The sequence below is a fragment of the Maribacter aquimaris genome, from assembly GCF_014596745.1.
Taxonomy (GTDB): Bacteria; Bacteroidota; Bacteroidia; order Flavobacteriales; family Flavobacteriaceae; genus Maribacter_A; species Maribacter_A aquimaris.
On record NZ_JABTCF010000005.1, the window covers coordinates 22,686 to 45,854 of the forward strand.

At 42.9% G+C, this 23,169-nt stretch carries 21 protein-coding genes; 9 read left to right on the plus strand and 12 right to left on the minus strand.

The window, feature by feature from the left end; genetic code table 11:
* Positions 1-800: 800 nt before the first annotated feature.
* On the minus strand, positions 801-2,609 hold the full coding sequence (locus HPE56_RS09345) for a M61 family metallopeptidase (protein WP_188243515.1): 1,809 nt from the start codon (positions 2,607-2,609) through the stop codon (positions 801-803).
* Between the two features lie 562 nt (positions 2,610-3,171).
* Here HPE56_RS09345 and HPE56_RS09350 point away from each other — a divergent pair.
* Together HPE56_RS09350 and HPE56_RS09355 are read left to right on the plus strand one after the other, a co-directional pair.
* Positions 3,172-3,738, plus strand: a complete 567-nt coding sequence (locus HPE56_RS09350) for a YeeE/YedE family protein (protein ID WP_188243516.1) — start codon at positions 3,172-3,174, stop codon at positions 3,736-3,738.
* Complete coding sequence (locus tag HPE56_RS09355; RefSeq protein ID WP_188243517.1) at positions 3,735-4,148, plus strand: DUF6691 family protein; 414 nt, start codon at positions 3,735-3,737, stop codon at positions 4,146-4,148. The genes HPE56_RS09350 and HPE56_RS09355 overlap by 4 nt, the downstream gene beginning before the upstream one ends.
* A 1-nt stretch (position 4,149) precedes the next feature.
* Here the strand turns inward: HPE56_RS09355 and HPE56_RS09360 are convergent, their stop codons facing one another.
* From HPE56_RS09360 to HPE56_RS09395, 8 genes are all read right to left on the minus strand, one after another.
* Complete coding sequence (locus HPE56_RS09360; RefSeq protein WP_188243518.1) at positions 4,150-6,585, minus strand: GH36-type glycosyl hydrolase domain-containing protein; 2,436 nt, start codon at positions 6,583-6,585, stop codon at positions 4,150-4,152.
* Between the two features lie 128 nt (positions 6,586-6,713).
* On the minus strand, positions 6,714-8,318 hold the full coding sequence (locus tag HPE56_RS09365) for an MFS transporter (protein WP_188243519.1): 1,605 nt from the start codon (positions 8,316-8,318) through the stop codon (positions 6,714-6,716).
* A gap of 161 nt (positions 8,319-8,479) precedes the next feature.
* Positions 8,480-8,755 carry an ATP-dependent Clp protease adaptor ClpS gene (locus HPE56_RS09370; RefSeq protein ID WP_109649409.1) on the minus strand — a complete coding sequence of 92 codons (276 nt, stop codon included), beginning with the start codon at positions 8,753-8,755 and terminating at the stop codon, positions 8,480-8,482.
* Positions 8,756-8,787: 32 nt separating this feature from the next.
* Entirely contained in the window at positions 8,788-9,624 is an 837-nt protein-coding gene (gene prmA / locus HPE56_RS09375; RefSeq protein ID WP_188243520.1) for a 50S ribosomal protein L11 methyltransferase, read from the minus strand.
* Between the two features lie 73 nt (positions 9,625-9,697).
* Positions 9,698-10,447, minus strand: coding sequence for a triose-phosphate isomerase (gene tpiA / locus HPE56_RS09380; RefSeq protein WP_188243521.1), 750 nt, complete (start codon positions 10,445-10,447; stop codon positions 9,698-9,700).
* On the minus strand, positions 10,444-10,950 hold the full coding sequence (locus tag HPE56_RS09385; RefSeq protein ID WP_188243522.1) for a TlpA family protein disulfide reductase: 507 nt from the start codon (positions 10,948-10,950) through the stop codon (positions 10,444-10,446). The genes tpiA and HPE56_RS09385 overlap by 4 nt, the downstream gene beginning before the upstream one ends.
* Before the next feature lie 4 nt (positions 10,951-10,954).
* Entirely contained in the window at positions 10,955-12,049 is a 1,095-nt protein-coding gene (locus HPE56_RS09390) for a BT_3928 family protein (protein ID WP_188243523.1), read from the minus strand.
* Positions 12,046-12,591 carry a DUF1599 domain-containing protein gene (locus tag HPE56_RS09395; protein WP_188243524.1) on the minus strand — a complete coding sequence of 182 codons (546 nt, stop codon included), beginning with the start codon at positions 12,589-12,591 and terminating at the stop codon, positions 12,046-12,048. Before HPE56_RS09395 ends, HPE56_RS09390 begins: the two co-directional genes overlap by 4 nt.
* Positions 12,592-12,706: 115 nt before the next feature.
* On the opposite strand from HPE56_RS09395, the gene folP reads away from it, so the two are divergent.
* Positions 12,707-13,531, plus strand: coding sequence for a dihydropteroate synthase (gene folP / locus HPE56_RS09400; RefSeq protein ID WP_188243525.1), 825 nt, complete (start codon positions 12,707-12,709; stop codon positions 13,529-13,531).
* 53 nt (positions 13,532-13,584) lie between these two features.
* A complete protein-coding gene (locus HPE56_RS09405) occupies positions 13,585-14,370 on the plus strand; it encodes a diadenylate cyclase (RefSeq protein WP_188243526.1) in 786 nt (261 codons plus the stop codon).
* On the opposite strand, the gene HPE56_RS09410 is transcribed toward HPE56_RS09405, so the two are convergent.
* Positions 14,367-16,136: an ABC transporter ATP-binding protein gene (locus HPE56_RS09410; protein WP_188243527.1), complete on the minus strand. Its 1,770-nt coding sequence runs from the start codon at positions 16,134-16,136 to the stop codon at positions 14,367-14,369. The genes HPE56_RS09405 and HPE56_RS09410 overlap by 4 nt on opposite strands.
* The gene (gene truA, locus HPE56_RS09415; protein ID WP_188243528.1) at positions 16,129-16,878 is read right to left on the minus strand and encodes a tRNA pseudouridine(38-40) synthase TruA; all 750 of its coding nucleotides are present in this window, start codon (positions 16,876-16,878) and stop codon (positions 16,129-16,131) included. Before truA ends, HPE56_RS09410 begins: the two co-directional genes overlap by 8 nt.
* Positions 16,879-16,969: 91 nt before the next feature.
* Here truA and HPE56_RS09420 point away from each other — a divergent pair, with 91 nt between their 5' ends.
* Together HPE56_RS09420 and HPE56_RS09425 are read left to right on the plus strand one after the other, a co-directional pair.
* Positions 16,970-17,464 (plus strand): metallophosphoesterase family protein, encoded by a 495-nt coding sequence (locus HPE56_RS09420; protein ID WP_188243529.1) that lies wholly within the window; start codon positions 16,970-16,972, stop codon positions 17,462-17,464.
* Between the two features lie 90 nt (positions 17,465-17,554).
* Positions 17,555-19,006 (plus strand): sialate O-acetylesterase, encoded by a 1,452-nt coding sequence (locus HPE56_RS09425; RefSeq protein WP_188243530.1) that lies wholly within the window; start codon positions 17,555-17,557, stop codon positions 19,004-19,006.
* A 94-nt stretch (positions 19,007-19,100) separates the two neighbouring features.
* On the opposite strand, the gene HPE56_RS09430 is transcribed toward HPE56_RS09425, so the two are convergent.
* On the minus strand, positions 19,101-19,511 hold the full coding sequence (locus tag HPE56_RS09430; protein WP_188243531.1) for a DUF4293 domain-containing protein: 411 nt from the start codon (positions 19,509-19,511) through the stop codon (positions 19,101-19,103).
* Positions 19,512-19,705: 194 nt separating this feature from the next.
* Here HPE56_RS09430 and rho point away from each other — a divergent pair, with 194 nt between their 5' ends.
* From rho to HPE56_RS09445, 3 genes are all read left to right on the plus strand, one after another.
* Positions 19,706-21,388 (plus strand): transcription termination factor Rho, encoded by a 1,683-nt coding sequence (rho, locus tag HPE56_RS09435; protein ID WP_188243532.1) that lies wholly within the window; start codon positions 19,706-19,708, stop codon positions 21,386-21,388.
* Between the two features lie 303 nt (positions 21,389-21,691).
* Positions 21,692-22,462: a hypothetical protein gene (locus HPE56_RS09440; protein WP_188243533.1), complete on the plus strand. Its 771-nt coding sequence runs from the start codon at positions 21,692-21,694 to the stop codon at positions 22,460-22,462.
* A gap of 12 nt (positions 22,463-22,474) precedes the next feature.
* Positions 22,475-23,155 carry a hypothetical protein gene (locus HPE56_RS09445; protein ID WP_188243534.1) on the plus strand — a complete coding sequence of 227 codons (681 nt, stop codon included), beginning with the start codon at positions 22,475-22,477 and terminating at the stop codon, positions 23,153-23,155.
* The last annotated feature ends 14 nt before the right edge of the window (positions 23,156-23,169 follow it).

The window sequence follows — 23,169 nt, forward strand, 5'->3', positions numbered from 1 at the left end:
GTGCAGGCGATAGGGCCGTAAAGAATTATTGAAGCCTTGGAAATAATTTAGGCCCTATCGGCGGTCACAAAATTCCTTCTATTTTGTGGGCACCTAATGAAGGAGTGTCGTTTCTTTTGTTTCGTTTTCTTTAGACAAGTAAAGAAAATGAAAGAACATTGAAAATAGATTCGAATTATGGTTCATGTCTAAGAAGGTTCTTTCCCATACCAACGAAAGATGGATTAATTTACTCATTGCTTTAATTTCAGCTTCTTTTCTTTTTTGCATTGCCAAAAAAAGAAACAAAAAACGCTAGGCTGATTTTCCTTTTCTTGAAATCTACGGAATTTCCACGTCCACAGCGCCCAGGCCGCTTTCACTAGCGTGAAATGCTCTATGGACGCCTTCCTATTGCCAATGTGTAAATTCCTCGATTTGCTACGAAAATTAAAATAGGCCGGGAAACCCTTCGATTAGCTTTTAAAACCGAATGGGGCATTGATTCGCAACGGCTGACATTCTTTTTAAAGTCAGCCTGTCATTCCGAATGAGGTACGAAGAGGAATCGCACTAGCATAGGAGTCTGGGATTTCTCGTCGCTCGTTCCTCCCTCTGTCGAAATGACAAGGTCTTATGTGATATTGATGCCTTCCTTCATCCCTTATGGAAATACCTTGATTTGCTACGAAAACTAAAATAGGCCGGAAAACCCTTCGCTTCGGTTTTACCCCCTCGCTAGCACAATGAGCCTATACTGATTTATACCAAAGTATTGTGCGTGCCATCATGGTTCTGAATAAAATACCTATAGTGTCCTATTAATCACTCCCCCCTTTTTTCAACCATTCACTTCTATGACGTAATTGCTTTTTAGAAACCTTGGCCCCTTCCTTTTCCAACAGGAAAAGACGGTATTTGGGGTTGGATGCTAATACGACGTTGGTTTCCTTTTGCACACCGTAACGGTTAAAGGTGATTTTCAGGGTATCCCCTACTTTCAGTCCTTGAATATAAGTGCTAAAATGTTGTCCGTCAGGAAAACCCTGCCCATTGATAGCGGTAATCTCGTCCCCCTTATCCAATCCCGCCACATAGGCAGGCGTACCCATTTTAGGGTTGGAGCGTATCTCCCCATGACCATCCCCGTTCAAGGAAACCGAGGCCCCAAAATAAGGATCCTCTGCATCCTGTGCCAAGGTAACGCCCACAGTCTTTAAAAGTAACTTGTAGTCGGGCATGCCACTCTTGTAGATATAGTTATCAAAAAAAGTATCGGCAAAATTTCGGCCCGCATAGTCGGCCAAGGCTTGCTGAAGATTATCCAAGGTATAGGGTTTTTCAGATTTTCCATAGGCGTTCCAAACGAATTTCATAAAATCGTCGAGGTTCAAATTTTCCACCCGCAGCGATAGATCCAACGCAAGGCCGAGAACACTTCCGTAGGAATAATAGGAGATAAATGTATTTTCCCGATTTACGGGATCCACGGTGGTAGCCGCATCAACAAAGGGTGCCTGGTAACTCATTTCTATGGGATTGAAAAACTGACGTGCCGGGGAGTTCCATACATAATTGAACGTACCGGTAATGCTTTCGATATAGGCCTCTGGGGAAATAATACCCGCCCTGCAGAGGTTCAACCGCGTATAATAACTGGTAAACCCTTCGGCAAACCAAAGGGCTCCAGTCATATTCGCTTTTTCAAAATCAAAAGGCTCCAACCCTTTCGGACGGATACGCTCTACGTTCCAAGCATGGAAAAACTCATGGGATACCGTACCGATATTCCCTTCCGCACCACCATTGGCCAAACTGCGTGTGCTCGTTAGGATGGTGGAGTTTCTATGCTCCATACCATCACCCGAGGCATTGGGGACATAACAGGCCAAAAACGTGTAGGTACCATAATCAAAATCGGGCAATTCGCCATAGACCTCCCGCTCGGCCAGTACGACTTTCTTTACATTTTCGAAATAGGCATCCAATTCCTCCTCCGTACCATTGTGGTGGAGTACAAAGCGTATCTTTTGTTTTTTTCCATGGTCCTCCACCTCAAACTCCCGAACGGAAAAATTGCTTATTTCCGTAGGACTGTCCATAAAATAATAGAGGTTCGGGGCCGAATAGGTCGTGCCGGAAACCAAAGGCATTTGTGTGGCTACCTTCCATTTTAAATCTTCCCGAACTTTAAAATCCACCTCGATTTTACGATCTTCCAAAGCTGGGGCGTACATAAAGGTCGCCGGTATGTTCAAATGGGCATGGGTTTCATCCACTTGTGAATACGTACCCCCACCCCTATTGGCAAATAAAATATAACTAATGGTAATTGTGCCATCGTGACCTGTAACCAACCATTGGTACGGGTCTGGGCGTAAAACTTCCAATACTTTCCCCTTGCTGTCGATCGCCTTAAAAGCGTACACATTCTTGCCAAATTCATGCAGGGCATAACGCCCGGGGGAAGAACGGCTCATCCGAAAGGCCACCGTATCGGTTTTCAGCTCGGGGAAGGTTCCTTGTACCACCGCTTCGTGGTGTACGGCATTGTCAAAAGAGATTTCGTAGCGGTTGGTTTGGGCACACAACATACTACCAAATAGGAAAATGGGAAAGAGGAATTTCATTACTATGTTTTTAATAGGACGAATATACTATTTAAAATCAGCCCGTCATTCCGAATGAGGTACGAAGCGAAATCGCACTAGCATAAAAGTATGGGATTTCCCGTCGCTCGTTCCTCACTCTGTCGAAATGACAAGGTCCCATGTGATATGGATGCCTTCCTTCATCCCTTATGGAAATACCTTGATTTGCTACGAAAACTAAAATATGCCAGAAAACTTATCGATAAACTTCTCGAACCATATGGAAACATTGATTTACAAGGCTGACATTCTTTTTAAAGTCAGCCTGTCATTCCGAATGAGGTACGAAGAGGAATCGCATTATTATAAGATTTCTCGTCGCTCGTTCCTCCCTCCGTCGAAATGACAAGGTCTTATGTGATATGGATGCCTTCCTAAAACCAGTATGGGAATCCCTTGATTTACCACGAAAATAAATATAAGTCGTTGAGGATTATGGGTAATCACACGAACAATCAAATATAAATAGCACGCTAAGGTGTAAGCTTCCACGAAAAAAACCGAATAAATCCATTCGTCTATATTTGCAAAAAACTTTGGAATGGATATAATTCTTCAACCTTGGCCCTGGTATGTCACCGGGCCATTGATCACTTTGGTTATGCTACTGCTGTTCTACTTCGGCAAATCGTTCGGTATGTCATCGAACCTTAGAACCTTATGTAGTATCGGAGGGGCCGGTAAATATGCCGATTTCTTTAAATTCGACTGGAAAGCCCAACGCTGGAACCTAGTGGTCGTCCTTGGTGCTGTCTTAGGTGGATTTATTGCCGTGAATTTCCTGTCCGACGGGTCTAACATTGCGCTTTCGCCAGATACACTAACCGATTTGGAGACCTTAGGGTTCCAAAATGCAGGTGCGGCCATATTGCCCCCGGAAATATATGACTGGGATGCGGTCTTGACCGTTAAGGGCATGTCTATCCTCATTATTGCCGGCTTTTTGGTCGGCTTCGGTACCCGCTATGCCGGAGGTTGTACCTCGGGCCATGCCATTTCAGGATTGAGCAATCTGCAAAAACCTTCCTTAGTGGCCGTTATCGGCTTTTTTATCGGTGGTCTGATTATGACACACTTCATCTTACCCCTAATATTTACGACATCATGAAATTATTGAAATATCTATTCGTCGGTGTGGTTTTCGGAATCATATTGGTAAAGTCCGAAGCAGTCTCCTGGTATCGCATTTATGAAATGTTTAAATTCCAGTCCTTTCATATGTACGGCATCATAGGATCGGCCGTATTCTTGGGGATCATCGGTGTAGCCTTGATGAAACGCAGTGGACTCAAAAACATAGAGGGACATAAAATAAATATCAACCCCAAAGAAAGAGGGTTTACCCGCTATCTTCTCGGAGGTAGTATTTTCGGATTGGGATGGGCCCTGGCAGGTGCATGTCCAGGACCCATGTACATTTTAGTGGGAGCAGGCGTCTTTAGCATGCTCATTGTAATCGCTGCGGCCCTCCTTGGTACCTTCGTTTATGGGGTGCTGAAGGACAAGATACCGCATTAGGTCACCCCATTACCACTTGTACAGAATGTTCTTTTCCGGCTTCCAATATGGGCACGATTTTCGAATCGATTTCCGACCCGTTCACCAAGATGCGTTTTACGCCCTTACTGATATGGTTGGGATTCTGTACTTCGATATTATACGTGGCCCCACGATATTCCCGTGTCATTTTGAATCCGTCCCATTTTGCAGGGATACAGGGATCAATGACCAGTCCGTCATAATCGGTTTTTACACCGAGGATGTATTGGGTAATCGCAAAGAAGTTCCACGAAGCGGTTCCTGACAACCAAGAGTTTTTGGCCTCCCCAGGTTTGGATGCTTCCTTTCCGGCGATCATTTGGCAATATACATACGGCTCCACACGGTGCAGTTCCGAAATATCCTCCAAGAAACTCGGGGCTATTTTGGTGTAGTATTCATAGGCTTGTTCTCCCCTACCCAAAACGGTTTCCCCGATCATGATCCATGGGTTGTTATGGCAGAAGATACCCCCGTTTTCCTTATACCCTGCAGGATAGGTCGATATTTCCCCATATTCAATGTAGTATTTGGTGAAGGCGGGACTGTTCAAAACAATACCGTAGTCACAGTCCAAATGCTCTTTTACGGCATTCAACGACTTTTCTACCATCCCTTCTTCCTGTCCGATCCCGGCCATGGTACACCATCCTTGTGATTCGATAAAGATCTTGCCTTCCTCGTTTTCGTTGGATCCTATTTTCTTACCGTAATAATCATAGGCCCGTAGGTACCAATCACCATCCCAACCGTCTTTCTTAACGGCTTCGATCATGGCATCCACATGGGTTTCGGCTTCTTGGGCCTCGGCATCCTTCCCTATGCGTTTGCACAGTTTTACATATTCCTTTCCATAGACCACGAAAAGTCCGGCAATCATCAGTGATTCCGCCGTGCTTCCTTTTTTGTTCCCTGTGGTCTGGAAAGACTCATTAGGATCTTCGGAAAAACAATTCAAATTCAGGCAATCGTTCCAATCGGCACGCCCGATAAGCGGTAATCCATGAGGCCCTAAATTGTTTACTACATGGTAGAAAGAGGCTTTTAAGTGGTCGAAATGCGGTTTGGCGCGTGATGCATCATTATCGAAAGGCACCATTTCATCCAACAGTGAAAAATCCCCTGTTTCCTTGATATATTCCGTGGTGGATAGGATCAACCATAAAGGATCATCATTAAAATCGCCCCCAACGGCCGAATTCCCCTTTTTGGTCAAAGGTTGGTATTGGTGGTAGCACGAACCGTCCTCGAACTGCGTTGATGCGATATCAAAGATACGTTCCCTGGCCCGTTCCGGAATTTGGTGTACAAAGCCGATCAAATCCTGATTGGAGTCCCTAAAGCCCATTCCACGTCCGATTCCCGATTCAAAGAAAGAAGCCGAGCGCGACATATTGAAGGTGACCATACATTGGTATTGGTTCCAGATATTCACCATACGATCCAAACGATCATCCCCGGAATCTATATTGATCTTGCCTAGAAGTCGGTCCCAATAGGTACGCAGTTCCTCATAGGCCACATCGATTTTTTCAACGGTATCGAATTTTGCCATCATGTCCTTGGCCGGATTCTTATTGATAACCCCTTTGCTTTCCCATTTATCTTCGGGAGCCACTTCAACATAGCCTAACATAAAGATAAAATCCCGGGATTCACCCGGTTGCAATTCCACCTCAATATAGTGCGATGCGATAGGCGACCAACCATGGGCCACGGTGTTCTTTGGAGTTCCGTCGTTAACGACATCGGGATTATCAAATCCGTTATACAGGCCTAAAAACGATTCTCGATCCGTATCATACCCATCTATCGGGGCATTTACATTATAAAAGGCATAGTGGTTACGCCGTTCCTTGAATTCGGTCTTGTGGTAAATGGTAGAATCCTGTACTTCCACTTCCCCAGTGGAAAAGTTACGTTGGAAGTTGGTCATATCGTCCTCGGCATTCCACAGGCACCATTCGATAAAAGAGAACAGTTTCAGTTTTTTGGTTTCCGAAGAAGTGTTCTTTAAGGAAACTTTTTGAAGCTCGCCCCAAAAGCCCAAGGGTATGAATTGAAGGATCTGTGCCGCTACCCCATTCTTGGAACTATTGAATTTGGTGTAGCTCATACCGTGACGGCACTCATAACTATCCAATGGGGTTTTCACAGGCTTCCAACCTGGCGACCAAGTGGTATCCCCATCCTTGATATAAAAGTACTTTCCCCCATCGTCAATAGGCACATTATTATATCTGTAACGCGTTAACCTTCTAAATTTGGCATCCTTATAAAAGGTATACCCACCTCCGGTATTGGAGGTTAAGGAAAAGAAATCCTCATTACCCAGGTAATTGATCCATGGGTAAGGGGTCTGGGGGTTTGTAATTACATACTCCCTGTTCGTATCGTCAAAATGGCCGTATTTCATGTGTAAATGTTAGTGTTAGTGTTTGTGATGTTTGAGTATCTACCTTCTTAGAAGGAATACCCTCCGATGCACCAATGTCGTGTTGCGTCAAAGGATATTCTTGGATCAAGTCATTGTATTTTTGATTTTCATTCCTGAAGCCTTCGCTCTTTAAGTTCCAGGGTGATCTCATCCAATTTCTTTTGTGTCAATGGATATAAGAACATTAATCCCGCTGCCAGCACGGTGATCAAAGCGGGTACCCAACTCATCAGCATGATGATTCCGGGGATGGCCCCTTGTATGGAATCGGCATCCTGTCCGCTGTAATGAAACGCACCCAAGATCATTCCGATGATCGCCCCGGCAATACCTCCGCCGAATTTGGTGGCAAAGGAACCTGCCGAATAGATCAGTCCGGTAGCCCTACGGCCATTCTTAAACTCGGAATAATCGGCAGCATCACCCAACATGGCAAAAAACAAGGTTGGGAAAATGGCAGCGGCAAATTCGGAGATAATACCAATGGTGAATATGGCGGTAATATCTTCAGGACCGCAAAAGAACAATAGGGCATTGACCCCACCTGAAAACAATAGCGCATAAATAAACAGGTTGCGTTTGCCCAGCCTATTGCCTAAAGGTGCTGTAGCCATGGCACCCAATACCGAGGCGACCATAAGCCCGATCAAGAAGGAGGCCCCCAAAAGCTGATCGTTCAGATAATGCGTAAAGTAAATAATGACAATCCCCTGTTTGATGGAATTGTAGACGTTGAACAATAACCCGATAACCAATAACACCAACCACGGTTTGTTGGCAATAAGGTCTTTGAAATCCTGTCTAAGATTGTTCTTTTGTTCTTTCGGGGGTTGTATTCGCTCTTTGGTAGAATAGAAGGTCAGGAACATTAAGATCGCAAGAAAAACAGACATCAGGTACATGGCATTGCTATATCCTTGTTTTTGGTCGATAATGGTAATCTTGTCCTTGGACAGGTTTGGCTCCCCAGCAACGATAAAGGCATAGTCCTGATTGGCCTGCATGGAAAAACTCTTGCCATGGGTAGGCGTATTTTCTCCTGTGACCACTTGGCTATCATCCCAAGTGAACAAGGCAATCCCGTCTTCGGTCTTTATATTTACATTCTCCACATCGGTATGTGTGGAAACAACCACTTTATAAGTATCATCATCCAATTGATCAATGGCAATGGTTGGATCGACATTACCATAATAGGCCACGAGGAACAACAAGGCTCCCTGTACCAACATACCCCCACCAAAAGCACCGACCATGCGATAAGACCCCAAACTGGTGCGTTCTTTGTCGTCCCCTGTCATGACCGCCATCAACGCCCCATAAGGCACATTGTTGGCCGTATAGATCAACGTAAAAAAGATATAGGTAACATAGGCGTATACGATCTTTCCGGTCTCGCCCAAGTCCGGACTCGTGAACAAGAGGGACAGAATGGCGGCCAAGGGTATGGCGGTCCATAAGATCCAAGGACGGAATTTACCGTATTTTGATGTTGTACGATCCCCGATAATGCCCATGAGCACATCGCTGATACCGTCGCTAAAACGGGCTACGAGCATCAATACCCCAACGGTAACTGGACTCAATCCGAATACATCGGTATAAAAAATGAACAAGAAAGTGGCTACTCCCCGCCACGCAATATTCGCTGCACCATCCCCTAGGGCATACCCTATTTTTTCTTTAATGGAAATCTTTTCAAAAGTAGACATGGATTTTCAGATTGATTATATGTTAAAAATAATCAATCCGTATAGCGCCCACTAATGCAAATTAATCTATTAGTGCGCTAAAATCTAAGTGTTTATACTTTGGGAATTCGGCATTATCCCTATAAAAAATAAGGCTATAAAAAAACAGGGCGTGGTTTAAATCACACGATTTCAGCACTTAAACCTGCTTGCAACAAACGGCTGCATCGTGGTTCCAAATCTTTGTATTCGCCTGTTTTCACAGTACATTTACCATTGTAGTGAACAATCAAAGAGCATTGTTCGGCCTGTTCGGGCGTGTGCTCACAAACATCGATAAGGGTGTCGATAACATGATCGAACGTATTTACCTCATCATTAAAAAGTACAATTTCGTTTTGCTTTACTGTTTCTTCCTCAAGCAGTAATTCTTCCGAAATTTTTTCCTTAGTACCCATAATTCAATATTTTAATATCGGAATAACCTTCCCTAAAATACATATTTTACGGCAACCCAATTATTTTTTTCCTGATTTTTTTCAAACCGAAGGCCGAATTCATTACATTTTTCAGTGATAAGAGGGATGTCCTCCTTATAAAAACCACTTAGGAACAACTGCCCGCCCCCAGTCAGGCATTTGGCATATTCGGGAATATCGGAAAGCAATATATTCCTGTTGATATTGGCGATGATTACATCGTACTTTTGATCTTTCAACAAGGAAGCATCCCCTTCGTAAACCTTTATATGCTTACCATGGTTTCGCTCCACATTCTCCATGGCATTGAGGTAACACCAATTATCGATATCTATGGCATCTACGGACACTGCCCCCCTCATTTCGGCCAGTATGGCCAAAACCCCGGTACCACTTCCCATATCAAGGACCGTTTTGCCTTTGAAATCATGGTCTAAGATAAATTGCAACATCATATGCGTGGTCTCATGATGTCCCGTACCAAAACTCATCTTGGGTTCTATGACGATATCGTAGGTAACGTTGGACTTTTCATGAAAAGGAGCCCGTACCTCACAGACCTCCCCTACCGTTATGGGCTTAAAGTTCTGCTCCCACGTGGCATTCCAATTTTCCTGTTCTATTTCCTTCACTTCATAAGTGATGTCAAAATCCGGGTTTGATAGAATACCAACCTCGTTCAACATATCAGCCTGCCATTCCTCTTTTTGTATATACGCCTGAATACCGGTTTCGTTCTCGACAAAACTCTCAAAGCCAATAGCACCCAGTTCGGCAATCAAAATATCCGAGGTGGGTTGCAATGGGGAAATCCTAAAATTGTATTCTATATATATGGTATTTGACATGCGTAAGGGTTTCTAGGAAAAGAATGCCCCTTAAAGCAAATTTAAGGGGCATTTACAATATATAAATTAAAACTTAGATCGCTTTAACGATAGCAATGAAATCATCCGCAACCAATGCGGCACCACCAATAAGGCCTCCGTCTACATCCGGTTTGGAGAAAATCTCCTCCGCATTGGAAGGCTTAACACTACCTCCATAAAGAATGGATACGTTGTCGGCAATAGTCTGGTCAAAGGCAGTCGCTATGGTCTTACGTACAAAAGCGTGCATCTCCTGGGCTTGTTCTGGGGAAGCTGTTTCTCCAGTACCAATGGCCCATACAGGCTCGTAAGCCAAAATAATACTGCTCCAAGCGCTGGCATCCAATCCAAAAAGTGCATTTTTCAATTGACTTTCGACCACACTAAAATGGTTATCGGATTTACGATCGGCCAATTCCTCACCAAAACAGAACATTACAGTCATGTTCTTGGCTAGGGCAGCCTTTACTTTTTTCTCAAGAATCTCATCGGTTTCACCAAAATAGGCCCTACGTTCGGAGTGACCCAAAATAACGGTATTGACACCTATGCTCAATAACATATCGGCTGAAATCTCACCCGTATAGGCGCCACTTTCAGCAAAATGCATGTTTTGGGCAATGACCTCTATGGTAGAATCCTCCAAATGGTTTACGGCACTAGCCAAATTTACAAAGGTTGGGGATACCATAACCGTTCCAGTTGTATCTGGCAATTTAGCGGAAACCTCAGACAATAATGCCTCGGTTTCTTGCATGTTCTTATTCATTTTCCAGTTACCTGCTACTATTTTTTTCCTCATGATTTACTCTTTCTTAATTGTTTTACAATCTCTTTATCACTGGCCTTAATGGCCTTATATAATTTAATATTCCCTTGTGCATCCAAAACCATATATCTAGGGATCCAATCCAAATCGATATCCTTGAAAAGATCTGACTTCCAACCCTCGCTGGCCCAAAAATGTGACCCATTCGATATGCCAAATCGCTTGATGCCTTTTTTCCAACTTGCCGCATTCCTATCCAAGGAGATGTATACAAATGCTATTTCGGGAAACTCCTCTTTCAATTTCTTGACCGTGGGCATACCCACGACACAATCCTTACACCAAGAGGCCCAAATATCCAAAAGTATGGTCTTGCCCTTATGTGCCTTGATCAAGGAATCGAAGGTTACCTTATCACCGATCAAACTCACCAATGAATCATTCAAAGCGGCCTGGGAAAAGGTATGCTCCTGGGCACGGGTCAGTAGAACGGTTAAAAAGGTTATTAAAATAAGTGTTTTCCTAAGGTACTTCATAAAATCAAAATCTTAAATCTTCCAAATCATTATGGTGAACCTTCTGTGTTATGGTCCCTTTTTCCAACGTCAATACCCCGGGATTGGAGCGTACTATGGTCTTTAAAGCTGTTTCATCGGTAAAATAAAAGGAAGTGCCCAGGTTGTATTTCTTGACCCATTCTGCCGATTTTTCCGGACTTGAGGCTGACATCCCAATGACTTTATATCCTTTGTCCTTGGCCTTTACGATCGTCTCTGCCAATTTTGGAAAGGCGTCCGCATCACTTTTTGAAAGGTCATAGGAAACGATCATCATCAACTTTGGTTCCTCCAATAATGCAGGGGCAAAATCCTCCCCATTTTGCTCAATGGTAAAGTCATGGATCGGTGGTTCATATCCTTTTACGATTTCAGTGGTCTCCACATCGATGAATTCCCCATCAACCGAAGGGTAATCCCCATGGGTAACAATCACTTTTTCCGTTCCATCCACATTGAACTTCCAAGCGTACTCGAATACGGCTTCTTGTGCATCTTCCGGCATGACCATTCCTTCCTTGATATTCTCCCCAATCTTATAGGGTCTAAAATCGATTACTGGAAGGTGGCGCAATACATGATTTGCGAATAAGGCACAGGCCACTAAGGCCATTGCGGTTACAACCCTTCTTGTACCCGAACCGAAAATAGGCTTTAAATACTTTTTCCCGACAAGTAGGATGATAATGAACACCAATAACACCATATCCTTCGTAAAGGAGCCCCAGGGTGTCAAATTAACGGCATCACCAAAGCAACCACAGTCGGTTACTTTATTGAAATAAGCCGAATAGAAGGTTAAAAATCCGAAGAATACGATCATCAGGAATAAACTCCATAAGGTGAACTTGAGCCTAAAGCCCAGCAATAACATAACCCCCAGAAGAATTTCAAAAACAACCACAAAAAGTGCAAACCCTAGTGCGTAAGGCATTAAAAAGGTAAGATTAAGAACCGCCTCACTAAAATATTCCTCCAGTTTAAAGGTAAAACCAACAGGATCGTTAAGTTTTACAAAACCACTGAATATGAATAAAAAGCCAACGAATATTCTACTAAAACCCACTACGTATTTCATTCGGAATCCTCTTTTAAATGAATCATTGCGAAAACGGCATAATTTACCATGTCCTGATAATTGGCATCGATACCCTCACTGACCAAGGTAGCGCCCTTATTGTCCTCTATTTGTTTTACCCGCAACAACTTCTGCAAGATCAGATCGGTCAAGGAACTAACACGCATATCGCGCCAAGCCTCCCCATAGTCATGGTTTTTATCCTCCATCAATGATTTGGTGACCTTGGCATGCTTGTCGAACAAGGTCACGGCTTCCTCCTCCGATAGATCGGGTTGGTCTACCACGCCTTTTTCAAGTTGTATCAGGGCCATGATCGAATAATTGATGATTCCGATAAATTCGGAACGTTCATCCTCATCCACCTTTTGAACCTCATTTTCCTGAAGTCCTCGAATCCGTTGTGCCTTAATGAATATTTGATCGGTAAGGGAAGGTAATCTCAGAATACGCCATGCGCTGCCGTAGTCTTTCATCTTCTTCTGGAATAAATCCCTACATATTTTAATTACGGCGTCGTATTGTTCGGAAGTCTGCTGCATGTAATATTACTAATTTGCGTAAATTTCGCCTAAAATATTTTAAACCTCAAAGTTCGTGTTTTATGTTTGGTTTATCAAACTTTATAGGGGCAACTTTGAATCTTACTTTTGTCGTATGACCTTGAATTGCAATGGAAACCTTATTGATTTGTCCACCCCCAAAGTTATGGGCATACTCAATCTAACCCCCGATTCTTTTTATGACGGGGGAAAATACCGTGAAGAACGGCAAATCCTGACCCAAGTAGAGAAAATGCTTCTGGAGGGCGCCACCTTTATCGATGTAGGTGCCTATAGTTCCAGACCGGGAGCGGCGGCGGTAAACACGGAAGAAGAACTTTCGAGGATTACCCCCATTGTCTCCAAGCTCGTTAAAGCCTTCCCCGATATCATTCTGTCCGTTGACACCTTTCGCAGTCAAGTGGCCGATGCCTGTTTGGGTGAGGGGGCTGCTATCGTCAATGACATTGCAGCAGGCCTGCAGGATCCCCAGATGTTCAAGGTGGTCGCCAAACATCAGGTACCTTATATTATGATGCATATGAAGGGTACCCCACAAAACATGCAACAGCATACCGATTATAAAAACTTGATCACCGAAATGTTATTTTATTTCTCGGAACGGATCGCCAAGGCAAGGGAACACCATATCAACGATATCATTATCGATCCCGGGTTTGGCTTTAGCAAGACCTTGGAACAGAATTATAGCCTTCTCCAAAAAATGGATTTATTGCAAACCCTGAACCTCCCTATTTTAGTGGGCATTAGCAGAAAATCGATGATATACAAGGTATTGGACAAAACGCCCCAAGAAGCATTGAATGGCACTACGGCACTGCATATGGTGGCACTACGGAATGGGGCACAGATCCTTAGGGTCCACGATGTGGAAGCTGCCATGGAGTGTATACGATTGAATGATCTGCTAACTAAATAAACGAAGCGTATTTTGTTCATCAAATTTTGTTAATTTTACAAAAACGGCTAGGATTGGATTTTTTGAATTTTCTCGACTTTAAGATTACCGACATTATCGACATTATCTTAGTCGCCTTACTACTTTATTATATATACAAACTTGTTCGCGGGTCGGTTGCCATCAATATATTCATTGGCATCGTCATCATTTGGGGGTTCTGGAAACTTACCGAGTTGTTGGACATGAAAATGATAAGTAGTATGGTTGGCGGTTTTATGCAGGTAGGGCTGATTGCCCTAATTATCGTATTTCAACAGGAAATACGAAAATTCCTCTTGATGGTCGGCTCTACAAATTTTGCGAATAAACGAAATTTCATTCGCCGGTTCCGTTTCTTAAAACCGGATGACATAACGGCAAGTACTAATATCGATCCTATCCTAAAGGCCTGTGAGGCCATGGCGCGGACAAAAACCGGTGCCATTATCGTTATCAAACGAAATAACTCCCTCGATTTTGTAAAATCCTCAGGGGATAAGATGTTCGCCGAGGTCAACCAACCCTTATTAGGTAGTATTTTCTTTAAAAACAGCCCCTTACATGATGGCGCTGCGGTTATCGAGGATAATTATATCGTAGCCACCCGAGTAATCCTACCGGTTTCGAACGAACGCAGTATCCCTTTGCGCTTTGGACTACGTCATAGGGCAGCGGTCGGTATTACGGAGCGAACCGATGCTTTGGCTCTTGTAGTCAGTGAGGAGACCGGAAATATCTCTTACATCAAAAATGGGGAATTTGTATTGTTCGACGATCTTGTGGAATTGGGCAATATGATAAAGGAAGATTTGGTTTAGGCCGCTTCCTCTTCCATAAACTGGGATTCATAAAGCTTATTATAGTACCCACCTTTTTTGAGCAACTCACCGTGTGTTCCGGCCTCAACGATCTTACCCGCTTCCATGACCAAAATCTTATCGGCCTTTTTTATAGTAGCCAAGCGGTGGGCAATGATCACAGACGTTCTTCCCTCCGTAATTTTATCGGTAGCACGCTGTATCAATTGTTCGGAATAGGTATCTACCGAAGAAGTGGCCTCGTCCAAAATAAGGATACTGGGATTACTGACATAGGCCCTGAGAAAGGCTATTAACTGACGTTGGCCACTGGATAGCATGGAGCCACGTTCCTTTACATTGAACCCATACCCTCCAGGAAGGCTTTCAATAAATTCATGGACCCCGATTTCCTTGGCCGCCGCCTCTACATCCTCAAGACCTACATCTTTGTTCTTGAGTGAAATATTATTGACAATGGTATCGGCAAAAAGAAAAACATCCTGCAATACCACGGCGATGTGCGATCGTAAAGCTGCCAATTTAAAGTCCTTACTATCAACACCATCAATCAATATCTGTCCTGAATTAATCTCATAAAAACGATTCAGTAAATTTATGATCGTTGATTTACCGGCACCTGTTGCCCCAACAATGGCAATGGTTTCACCCGCCTTCGCCTCGAACGAAATACCATGAAGGACTTCCTCGTTTTTTAAATAACCAAAATGTACATCGGTAAAGGTAATATCACCCCTGACCTTGGTATTGTCCCCATAGGTTCCGGAATCATCCATCTTACTTTCAGTATCCAAAATGGAAAAAACCCTATTGGCCGCAACCATGCCCATCTGTAAGGTGTTGAACTTATCGGCAATTTGTCGCAAGGGTCTAAAAAGTATCTCGATACATAGGATATAGGCAAAAATAGTACCCGCCTCACTGCTAGAGATATTGGCGACATTCATGAGTCCCCCATACCAAACCACCAAACCAATGGCCAAAGAACTTACGATTTCGGCGATGGGAAAGAATATGGAGTTGTACCATACCGTTTTCAACCATGCCTTTTTATGCTTTTCATTGATTTCCCTGAATTTTTCACTCTCAATCTTTTCCCGGGTAAACAATTGTACGATTTTCATTCCCGCGATCCTTTCCTGTACAAAGGAATTTAGATTGGCCACTTCGGCCCTTACCTCGATAAAAGCAACCTTCATGGCCTTTTGAAACAATCGTGTTGCATAGAGGATCACTGGCAAAAGGGAAAATACGATCAAGGCGAGTTTCCAGTTCATATAAATCATCAATGCGGCAGCGGCGAACATTTTCAACAAATCAGCAACAATGACAAAAAACCCTTGACTGAAGATTTCCCCAATACGTTGCATATCGGCCACCGCACGGGTTACCAAAACCCCTAGGGAAGAATTGTCAAAATACGTCATCCTAAAATTCAGCATATGTTGAAACAGCCGAATACGGACATCCTTTATCACCGACTCCCCCAACCAATTCGCGTAATAATTAAAAAACAATTGGAAGGTGACCTGCGCCAAGAGCACAACCAACATCGCTATCACGAGAAAAAGCAATTTCTCCGGATTGGATTTCATGATGGCATCGTCGATAAGCATCCGTAATAAAAACGGGGTCATCACTGCAAAGGCCGAAAGTAGAATGGCGGAAACAGCTACACCATAAAAGGTTAGCTTATAGGGTTTCGTATACGTCATTAGACGCTTGAACAAACCGGTATCAAATGCTTTTCCTGTTTCTTTACTCATATTTTTGTAATGCCTCTGGGTAGCTAATTTTGGTCAAATATAATCCTTTTGCGGGGACAGAAGGCCCAGCTAACGACCTGTCCTTGCTTTTCAATACGTTTCTAACATATTCCAAATCCGATTTCCCGATTCCGACTTCGATAAGGGTACCCACAACGGCCCTGACCATATTGCGAAGAAAGCGATCTGCCACAATCGTAAACACCAATTTATCGGCATCCACGGTCCATTCCGCCCTTTTAACATCACAATTAAAGGTTCGTACATCGGTATTCGATTTTGAAAAACACTCAAAATCACGGTGTTCCAGCAGCAACCTTGCCGCCTCATTCATCGCCTGAACATCAAGACGATGCCTCAAATAGTGGGCACTTTCCGAATAAAACGGATTCTTTTCCTGCGTTATCCAATACTCATAAGTGCGTTCAATGGCATCAAACCTGGCGTGGGCATCTTCCTTAACCGCACGTATTTCGGCAATGGCAATATCATCGGGCAACAAGGCATTCAACCGGTAAACCAATTCATCCGCATCAAACTCCCCGTCAAAATCGAAATGGGCATACATTTGTTTGGCATGCACCCCCGCATCCGTCCTACCTGCACCGACCACGGATAAGCTTTGGCGCAACAATTTGGACAATCCATCTTCCAAAACTTCCTGTACCGTAATGGCATTGGGTTGTATTTGCCAACCGTGATACGACTTCCCGAAGTATGAAAAAACGATGAAATATCTCAAGTGAAACGCCTATTTTTGTGGTGTTCAAAGATACTTCGTTCCTTCTAAATACAGGGGCCAAACCCATATTTTTAAGCTTAATTTAAGTTTTATGACCAAAATACTTTTGCTATCGGACACCCATAGCCATATTGATGATGCCATTATAAAATATGTGAAGCAAGCCGATGAGGTTTGGCATGCCGGTGATATTGGTAGTTTAAAGGTCACCGACAGCATTGAGGCCCTAAAACCCCTAAGGGGTGTTCACGGAAATATAGACGACCATGTGATCCAGAAGGAATTCCCCTTGCACCAGCGATTCAAGTGTGAGGACGTTGATGTTTGGATCACCCATATCGGGGGATACCCCCCAAAATACAACAGTAACGTTTACAAAGACATAAAGGCGAATCCGCCTAAATTGTTCATCAGTGGGCATTCACACATATTAAAGGTCATGTGGGACAAAAAATTGGGGCTACTGCATATGAATCCCGGGGCATGTGGAAAACACGGATTTCATCAGGTACGTACCATGTTGCGTTTTGTGATTGACGGAAAGGACATCAAAGATTTAGAGATTATTGAATTGGGCAAACGTTAAGTTTACTCTATTTTTATGGTACAAATCAAGAGATACACCAAAACACTTAAATCAAAAGGAAGCATAAAGCTCCCATTAAAACCTTAAAGAATGAAAAAAATACCTTTGTACTCCCTAATGCTTTTATGCCTTTTACTTACCACCCCGGGCCGGGCGGAAGTGAAATTGCCCGCCATTGTATCTTCCGATATGGTTTTACAGCGCAATGCAACCGTAACGCTTTGGGGATGGGCCGAAGCTGGTAAAAAAATTACCATCAAGGCCTCATGGCTGAATACCCCCCTACAGATAACAACCGATAAATCGGGAAACTGGAAAACGGGGATACAAACCACTAATGACAAAAAACCGCAAACGATAAACATAACTGGGGATGGTTCGAATATTTTACTGGAAAATATTCTTTTTGGGGAAGTCTGGCTTTGTTCGGGCCAATCAAACATGCAACAACCGCTGAACGGCTATACCGGGCAACCTGTATTTGGGGCATTGGAAGCCATTTCCTCATCCAAGAATCCAAATTTACGACTGTTCACTGTAGATAGGATCGGTTCCAAAACCCCCTTAAAGGATGTTGAAAAATATACCGGATGGCAAGCCGCAAGTCCTGAAACCGTTAAGGATTTTAGTGCCATAGCCTATTTTTACGGACAGCGATTACAAGAAATCCTAGACGTACCAGTCGGAATGATCCACACCTCTTGGGGAGGAAGTAGCGTACAGGCGTGGCTAAGTAAGGAAGCCATGGAGAACTATCAAAAAGTGGACCTTGATGGGTTAGACATCACAAAACGCACCAACCATATTCCTACGGCCCTATACAATTCGATGATCCATCCGTTGATTCCATACACCATTAAAGGAGCGTTGTGGTATCAAGGCGAATCGAACCGCGAAGAACCGGAAAATTACAAAAAACTCTTTCCTGCCATGGTAAAAGACTGGAGAACACGATGGGACCTTGGTGATTTCCCTTTTTATTATGTGCAAATTGCCCCATTCATATACGATGGCAATGAGGTTTTCTCCACTGCCAACAATTCCGCTTTTATTCGTGAGACACAATTACAATGTTTAGACCTCATCCCTAATTCCGGTATGGCCGTCACCATGGATATCGGTGACGACTATTGCATTCATCCTCCAAAAAAGAAAGAAGTTGCCGACCGCTTGCTTTACATTGCCTTGAATAAGACGTACGGATTCAATACCCTGGACTATGTCGGGCCGACCTTTGCTTCTTTTGAAGCACAGGAAGATGGACTCCTTTTAAAATTTGACAACGCCGATACAGGCCTTTTTTCTTATGAAGGTTTGCAAGGATTTGAGATCGCAGGAAAGGACAGAGTCTTTTACCCTGCAGATGCAACCATCATTGACCGTAAAAACGTACTGGTAAAGAACACTAAAGTACCAAACCCTGCCGCCGTAAGGTATGCTTGGCGCAACTGGGTCGTGGGTACGCTGTACGATACCAATCTTCTACCCGCATCCTCATTCAGGACCGACGATTGGAACGATGCTACAAAAGCTACTGATTAGGAATCATTTCGAAACAAAAAGATTTATTGAAAAATAAAAAACCCCGATGCTTCCATCGGGGTTTACACGCACTAATACTACTAAGATGTTAGGCTTAACGCAAACGATCCACAGATTTTACAAGATCCTCATCCTTCTTAATAGCCCTGTTGGCCAGGACCAAAAAAACGATAGAAAATACAGGAATCAACATCCCAATACCCTTCTCAGAGACCAAGGTCTCTCCGGATAAGTTTAGCGATCGGTAAACGAAAAATCCTAGTAAAAAAAGATTCAATATCATGTTCAATCTGTTCAACACAAATTGATTTTGTCGTTTTTTATACAAGAATACGGCAATCAATGCCAAAGCTCCCGACCCATAAAAGATGGTGGAAACCAAAATATCGTTTTGGGCAAAAAATTCCATTCCCTTGGCATCCAACCAAAGATAGGCCACAAAAGGCGCCACGCCACCCAATAAGGCGACAAGAACAAGATAAATGGTCTGAATTCTTTGAATCATTGCTTTAATAACGATTTTCAATGGCAAAAATACATGTCTTTTAAAAAATATCCCCGAATAATTGAAAATAATTTGTAATATTGTTGCGTTATTAGTTATATCACTTACCAATACGGGATTCTTCCCTTAGTAAAACCCAAGTAATAATACACTTCTTAATTTTGTCTAAAGACGTATAATTTATATCACATTTAATGTTTGAGATTTCAGATTTAAAATCAAAAAAGCTTCCTGAACTTCAGGAAATAGCGAAAGGCTTGAAAGTACCTAAATTCAAGTCCATGAAAAAGTTGGACCTTGTATACCAAATTTTGGACGTGCAAGCGGCAAATCCCAAAGCCACCGAAGAAATAGCCTCGGTTTCCATTGAAAAAAAGCCTGTGGAAAAAAAACCAACTGAAAAGAGAGTCGCTGAAAAGAAACCAGCGGCAAAAAAACCAATAGAGCGTCCAAAACGAACGCGGGTCGCCAACGATAAGAAAACCGAGGGCAATACGACCACCGAGGACACAAAAATGGAAGCCCCTAAAGCTCCCACCCCCAGTGCCCCAAACACCCCCGAAGCTCCTGCAAAGAAACCGCAAGGCGAAAACAGCAGACCAAACCCTAGGGCCAACAACGGACAGAATGCAAAAAAAGGTCCACAACCCCATAAAAACCAAATTGCAAAAAAACCTACCCATCAAAAAAGTGGGCAGGATAAACGCAATAGTAATTTCGACAAAGACCTAAAGAACCGTTACAAGGAACCAGAATTCGAATTCGATAGTATCATCGCCAGCGAAGGTGTCCTTGACATCATGCAGGATGGCTATGGTTTCTTACGTTCTTCGGATTATAATTACCTATCCTCTCCGGATGATATTTATGTATCACAATCACAAATTCGATTGTTCGGACTTAAAACCGGGGATACCGTACTAGGAAATGTACGCCCACCCAAAGAAGGTGAAAAGTATTTTCCCCTGATCAAAGTGAGCAAAATCAATGGTATTGATCCCCAGGTCGTACGCGACCGTGTTTCTTTTGAACACTTGACACCTTTGTTTCCTGAGGAAAAATTCAATCTTGCCGATCGTCAGAGCAGTATCTCTACCCGTATTATCGATATGTTCTCACCTATAGGAAAAGGACAAAGGGGAATGATCGTATCCCAGCCCAAAACCGGTAAGACCATGTTGTTGAAAGACGTGGCAAATGCCATTGCGGCAAACCACCCAGAGGTATATTTAATTGTCTTGCTTATCGATGAGCGACCAGAAGAGGTCACCGATATGCAACGTAATGTACAAGGAGAGGTCATTGCCTCGACCTTTGACAAGGAAGCCACTGAACACGTACGTGTTGCCAATATTGTTTTGGAAAAAGCCAAACGTTTGGTTGAATGCGGACACGATGTGGTTATCCTATTGGATTCAATTACCCGATTGGCCCGGGCCTACAACACCGTACAACCGGCCTCAGGTAAGGTATTGAGTGGTGGTGTTGATGCCAACGCCCTTCATAAACCAAAACGATTCTTCGGAGCTGCCCGTAATATTGAAGACGGCGGATCACTATCGATTATTGCTACGGCATTGACAGATACCGGCTCTAAGATGGATGAAGTTATCTTTGAGGAATTCAAAGGAACTGGTAACATGGAACTTCAGTTAGACCGTAAAATCAGTAACCGAAGAATATTCCCAGCAATCGATCTTACTTCCTCCAGTACACGTAGGGATGACTTACTACTTGATGAAAGCACCATTCAGCGTATGTGGATCTTGCGTAAATACCTTGCTGATATGAATCCTATCGAAGCCATGGAATTCATTGAACAACGTATTAAACAGACCAAGAATAATGATGAGTTCTTAATGACCATGAATCAGTAGTCATTACAAAACATTTTTTTTACATCCCTTTGGCCACAAACCAAAGGGATTTTTTTATGCCCATACCCATATGGAATAGGGATGGATTGTTATTGTTTTCAATAGGTTCTAGGTAATACCAAAAGAATCCTATCCCAAAATAGCGTGATTTTTTTGTCCGTTTATCCTTATCATTTGAGAGCACCCGCTTATAAATTCGAATCCGTTTTTATGTTACTGCCGTAATTTTAATATCTTTATGTCGCAAAGAATGCTCTCCCCCACTTACTTTGCTTGAACATTTTATAACCTAAATCCTATGTCATGATCAATGCAAAAAAGTTTTTGTCCCATTCCCTTATGCTTTTTATTGTCCTTTTCAGCTTCTTGAGTTGTGAGGAAGAAAAGAAAAAGGAAGTAGCCCCCGAAGTTTTGGCCCCAGAACAAATTGTACATGTGGAACAAGCCAAGGAAATGTATGATTTCTATACCAAAAGGCGAGCACCCTTGATCCAACGTTACGAAGATTCTATAAATCGCAGGAAGAACGGCACCAAAATACAGCAAAAAAAGAAAGCCAAGTCGGATTCGGATGAGGCAAACGCGGAAAAAAAGTTTGATGTGGCCCGTTATGTCTCCTATGACTACAAAACCCTAAAACAATACTTGGCCTATATTGAACAAGAGGCCGAAAAGGCCAATGTCGAAATCTCAGGTCTTCGTATCTATTTCTCAAACTATCCCGACAAAGCATTTTTTGATGGCCAGGATAAGGATTCGGTTTTGCACCCAAGACAGAATTCCGTATTGCTATCCCCTACCTTAAAAAAAGGAAAAAGGGATTATCTTTTTTACATAGGGGAAGACAAGGCCCAACAGGAAGCCATATTGCTTTCCGATAGCTTTAAACCTATCAAAGCCATCAAAGGAATGGGCAACCTAGGGAATGTAGAATCGAAATCACATGCCTCTTTCATGCCAAGCCTCCCAAAATCCACAGTAAATACCACCTTAAACGCATCGTTTTATGCTGGAACAAGCTTGACCATGAACAAAGGTACCGGAGCACCCCCACCATTCCCTGAAGAGGATTAAGCCCGTATATTGATGTACGACTTTCTAAAAGATAATTATTTCATCCCGCTTTATGGGATCACCTTATTGATTTCCCTACTGCGCTATAACCGTTATTATAGCAGTATCCTGAAGTACTTTCCCCTCATCATCATTTACACCATGGTGTCGGAAATATTGGGATTCTTTATTAGGGACTTTGATGATTTCCAGATTGTGTATATTGAAAAGTATCAGTACGCAAACTATATTATTTTCAATATATACGACCTGGTGTTCTTTTTCTATTTCTATTTTATATTTTGGAAAGTAGTAAAGCGCAAAAAACACAAGGATATCATCAAGTATGGCGCTTTGGTTTACATTGTGGCGTCCTTGATCAATCCGTTTATCCATAACGTATTGATCTTCCCACAGTTTTACGCATCCACCATCGGATCCATAGTATTGATCATCGCCATTTTCCTCTATTTTCGGGAAGGTGGGATTCAAAAAGGGAATAGACACAATCTACTTACCTGGATAAGTTACGGACTTTTGATATTCAATATTTTCTTTCCTGTAATCTCGCTCCTTTCCTATTACAATTTCCCCATCTACGACAAATTGTATCTAAGGCAATTCCATTACCTTCTGATTATTGCAACGTACGTCTTTTTCATCATCGGCTTCGTACTTATGAAGCCCATGCGTGCCTTAGCGGAAGAATCATAAAACAAAAAATGCCC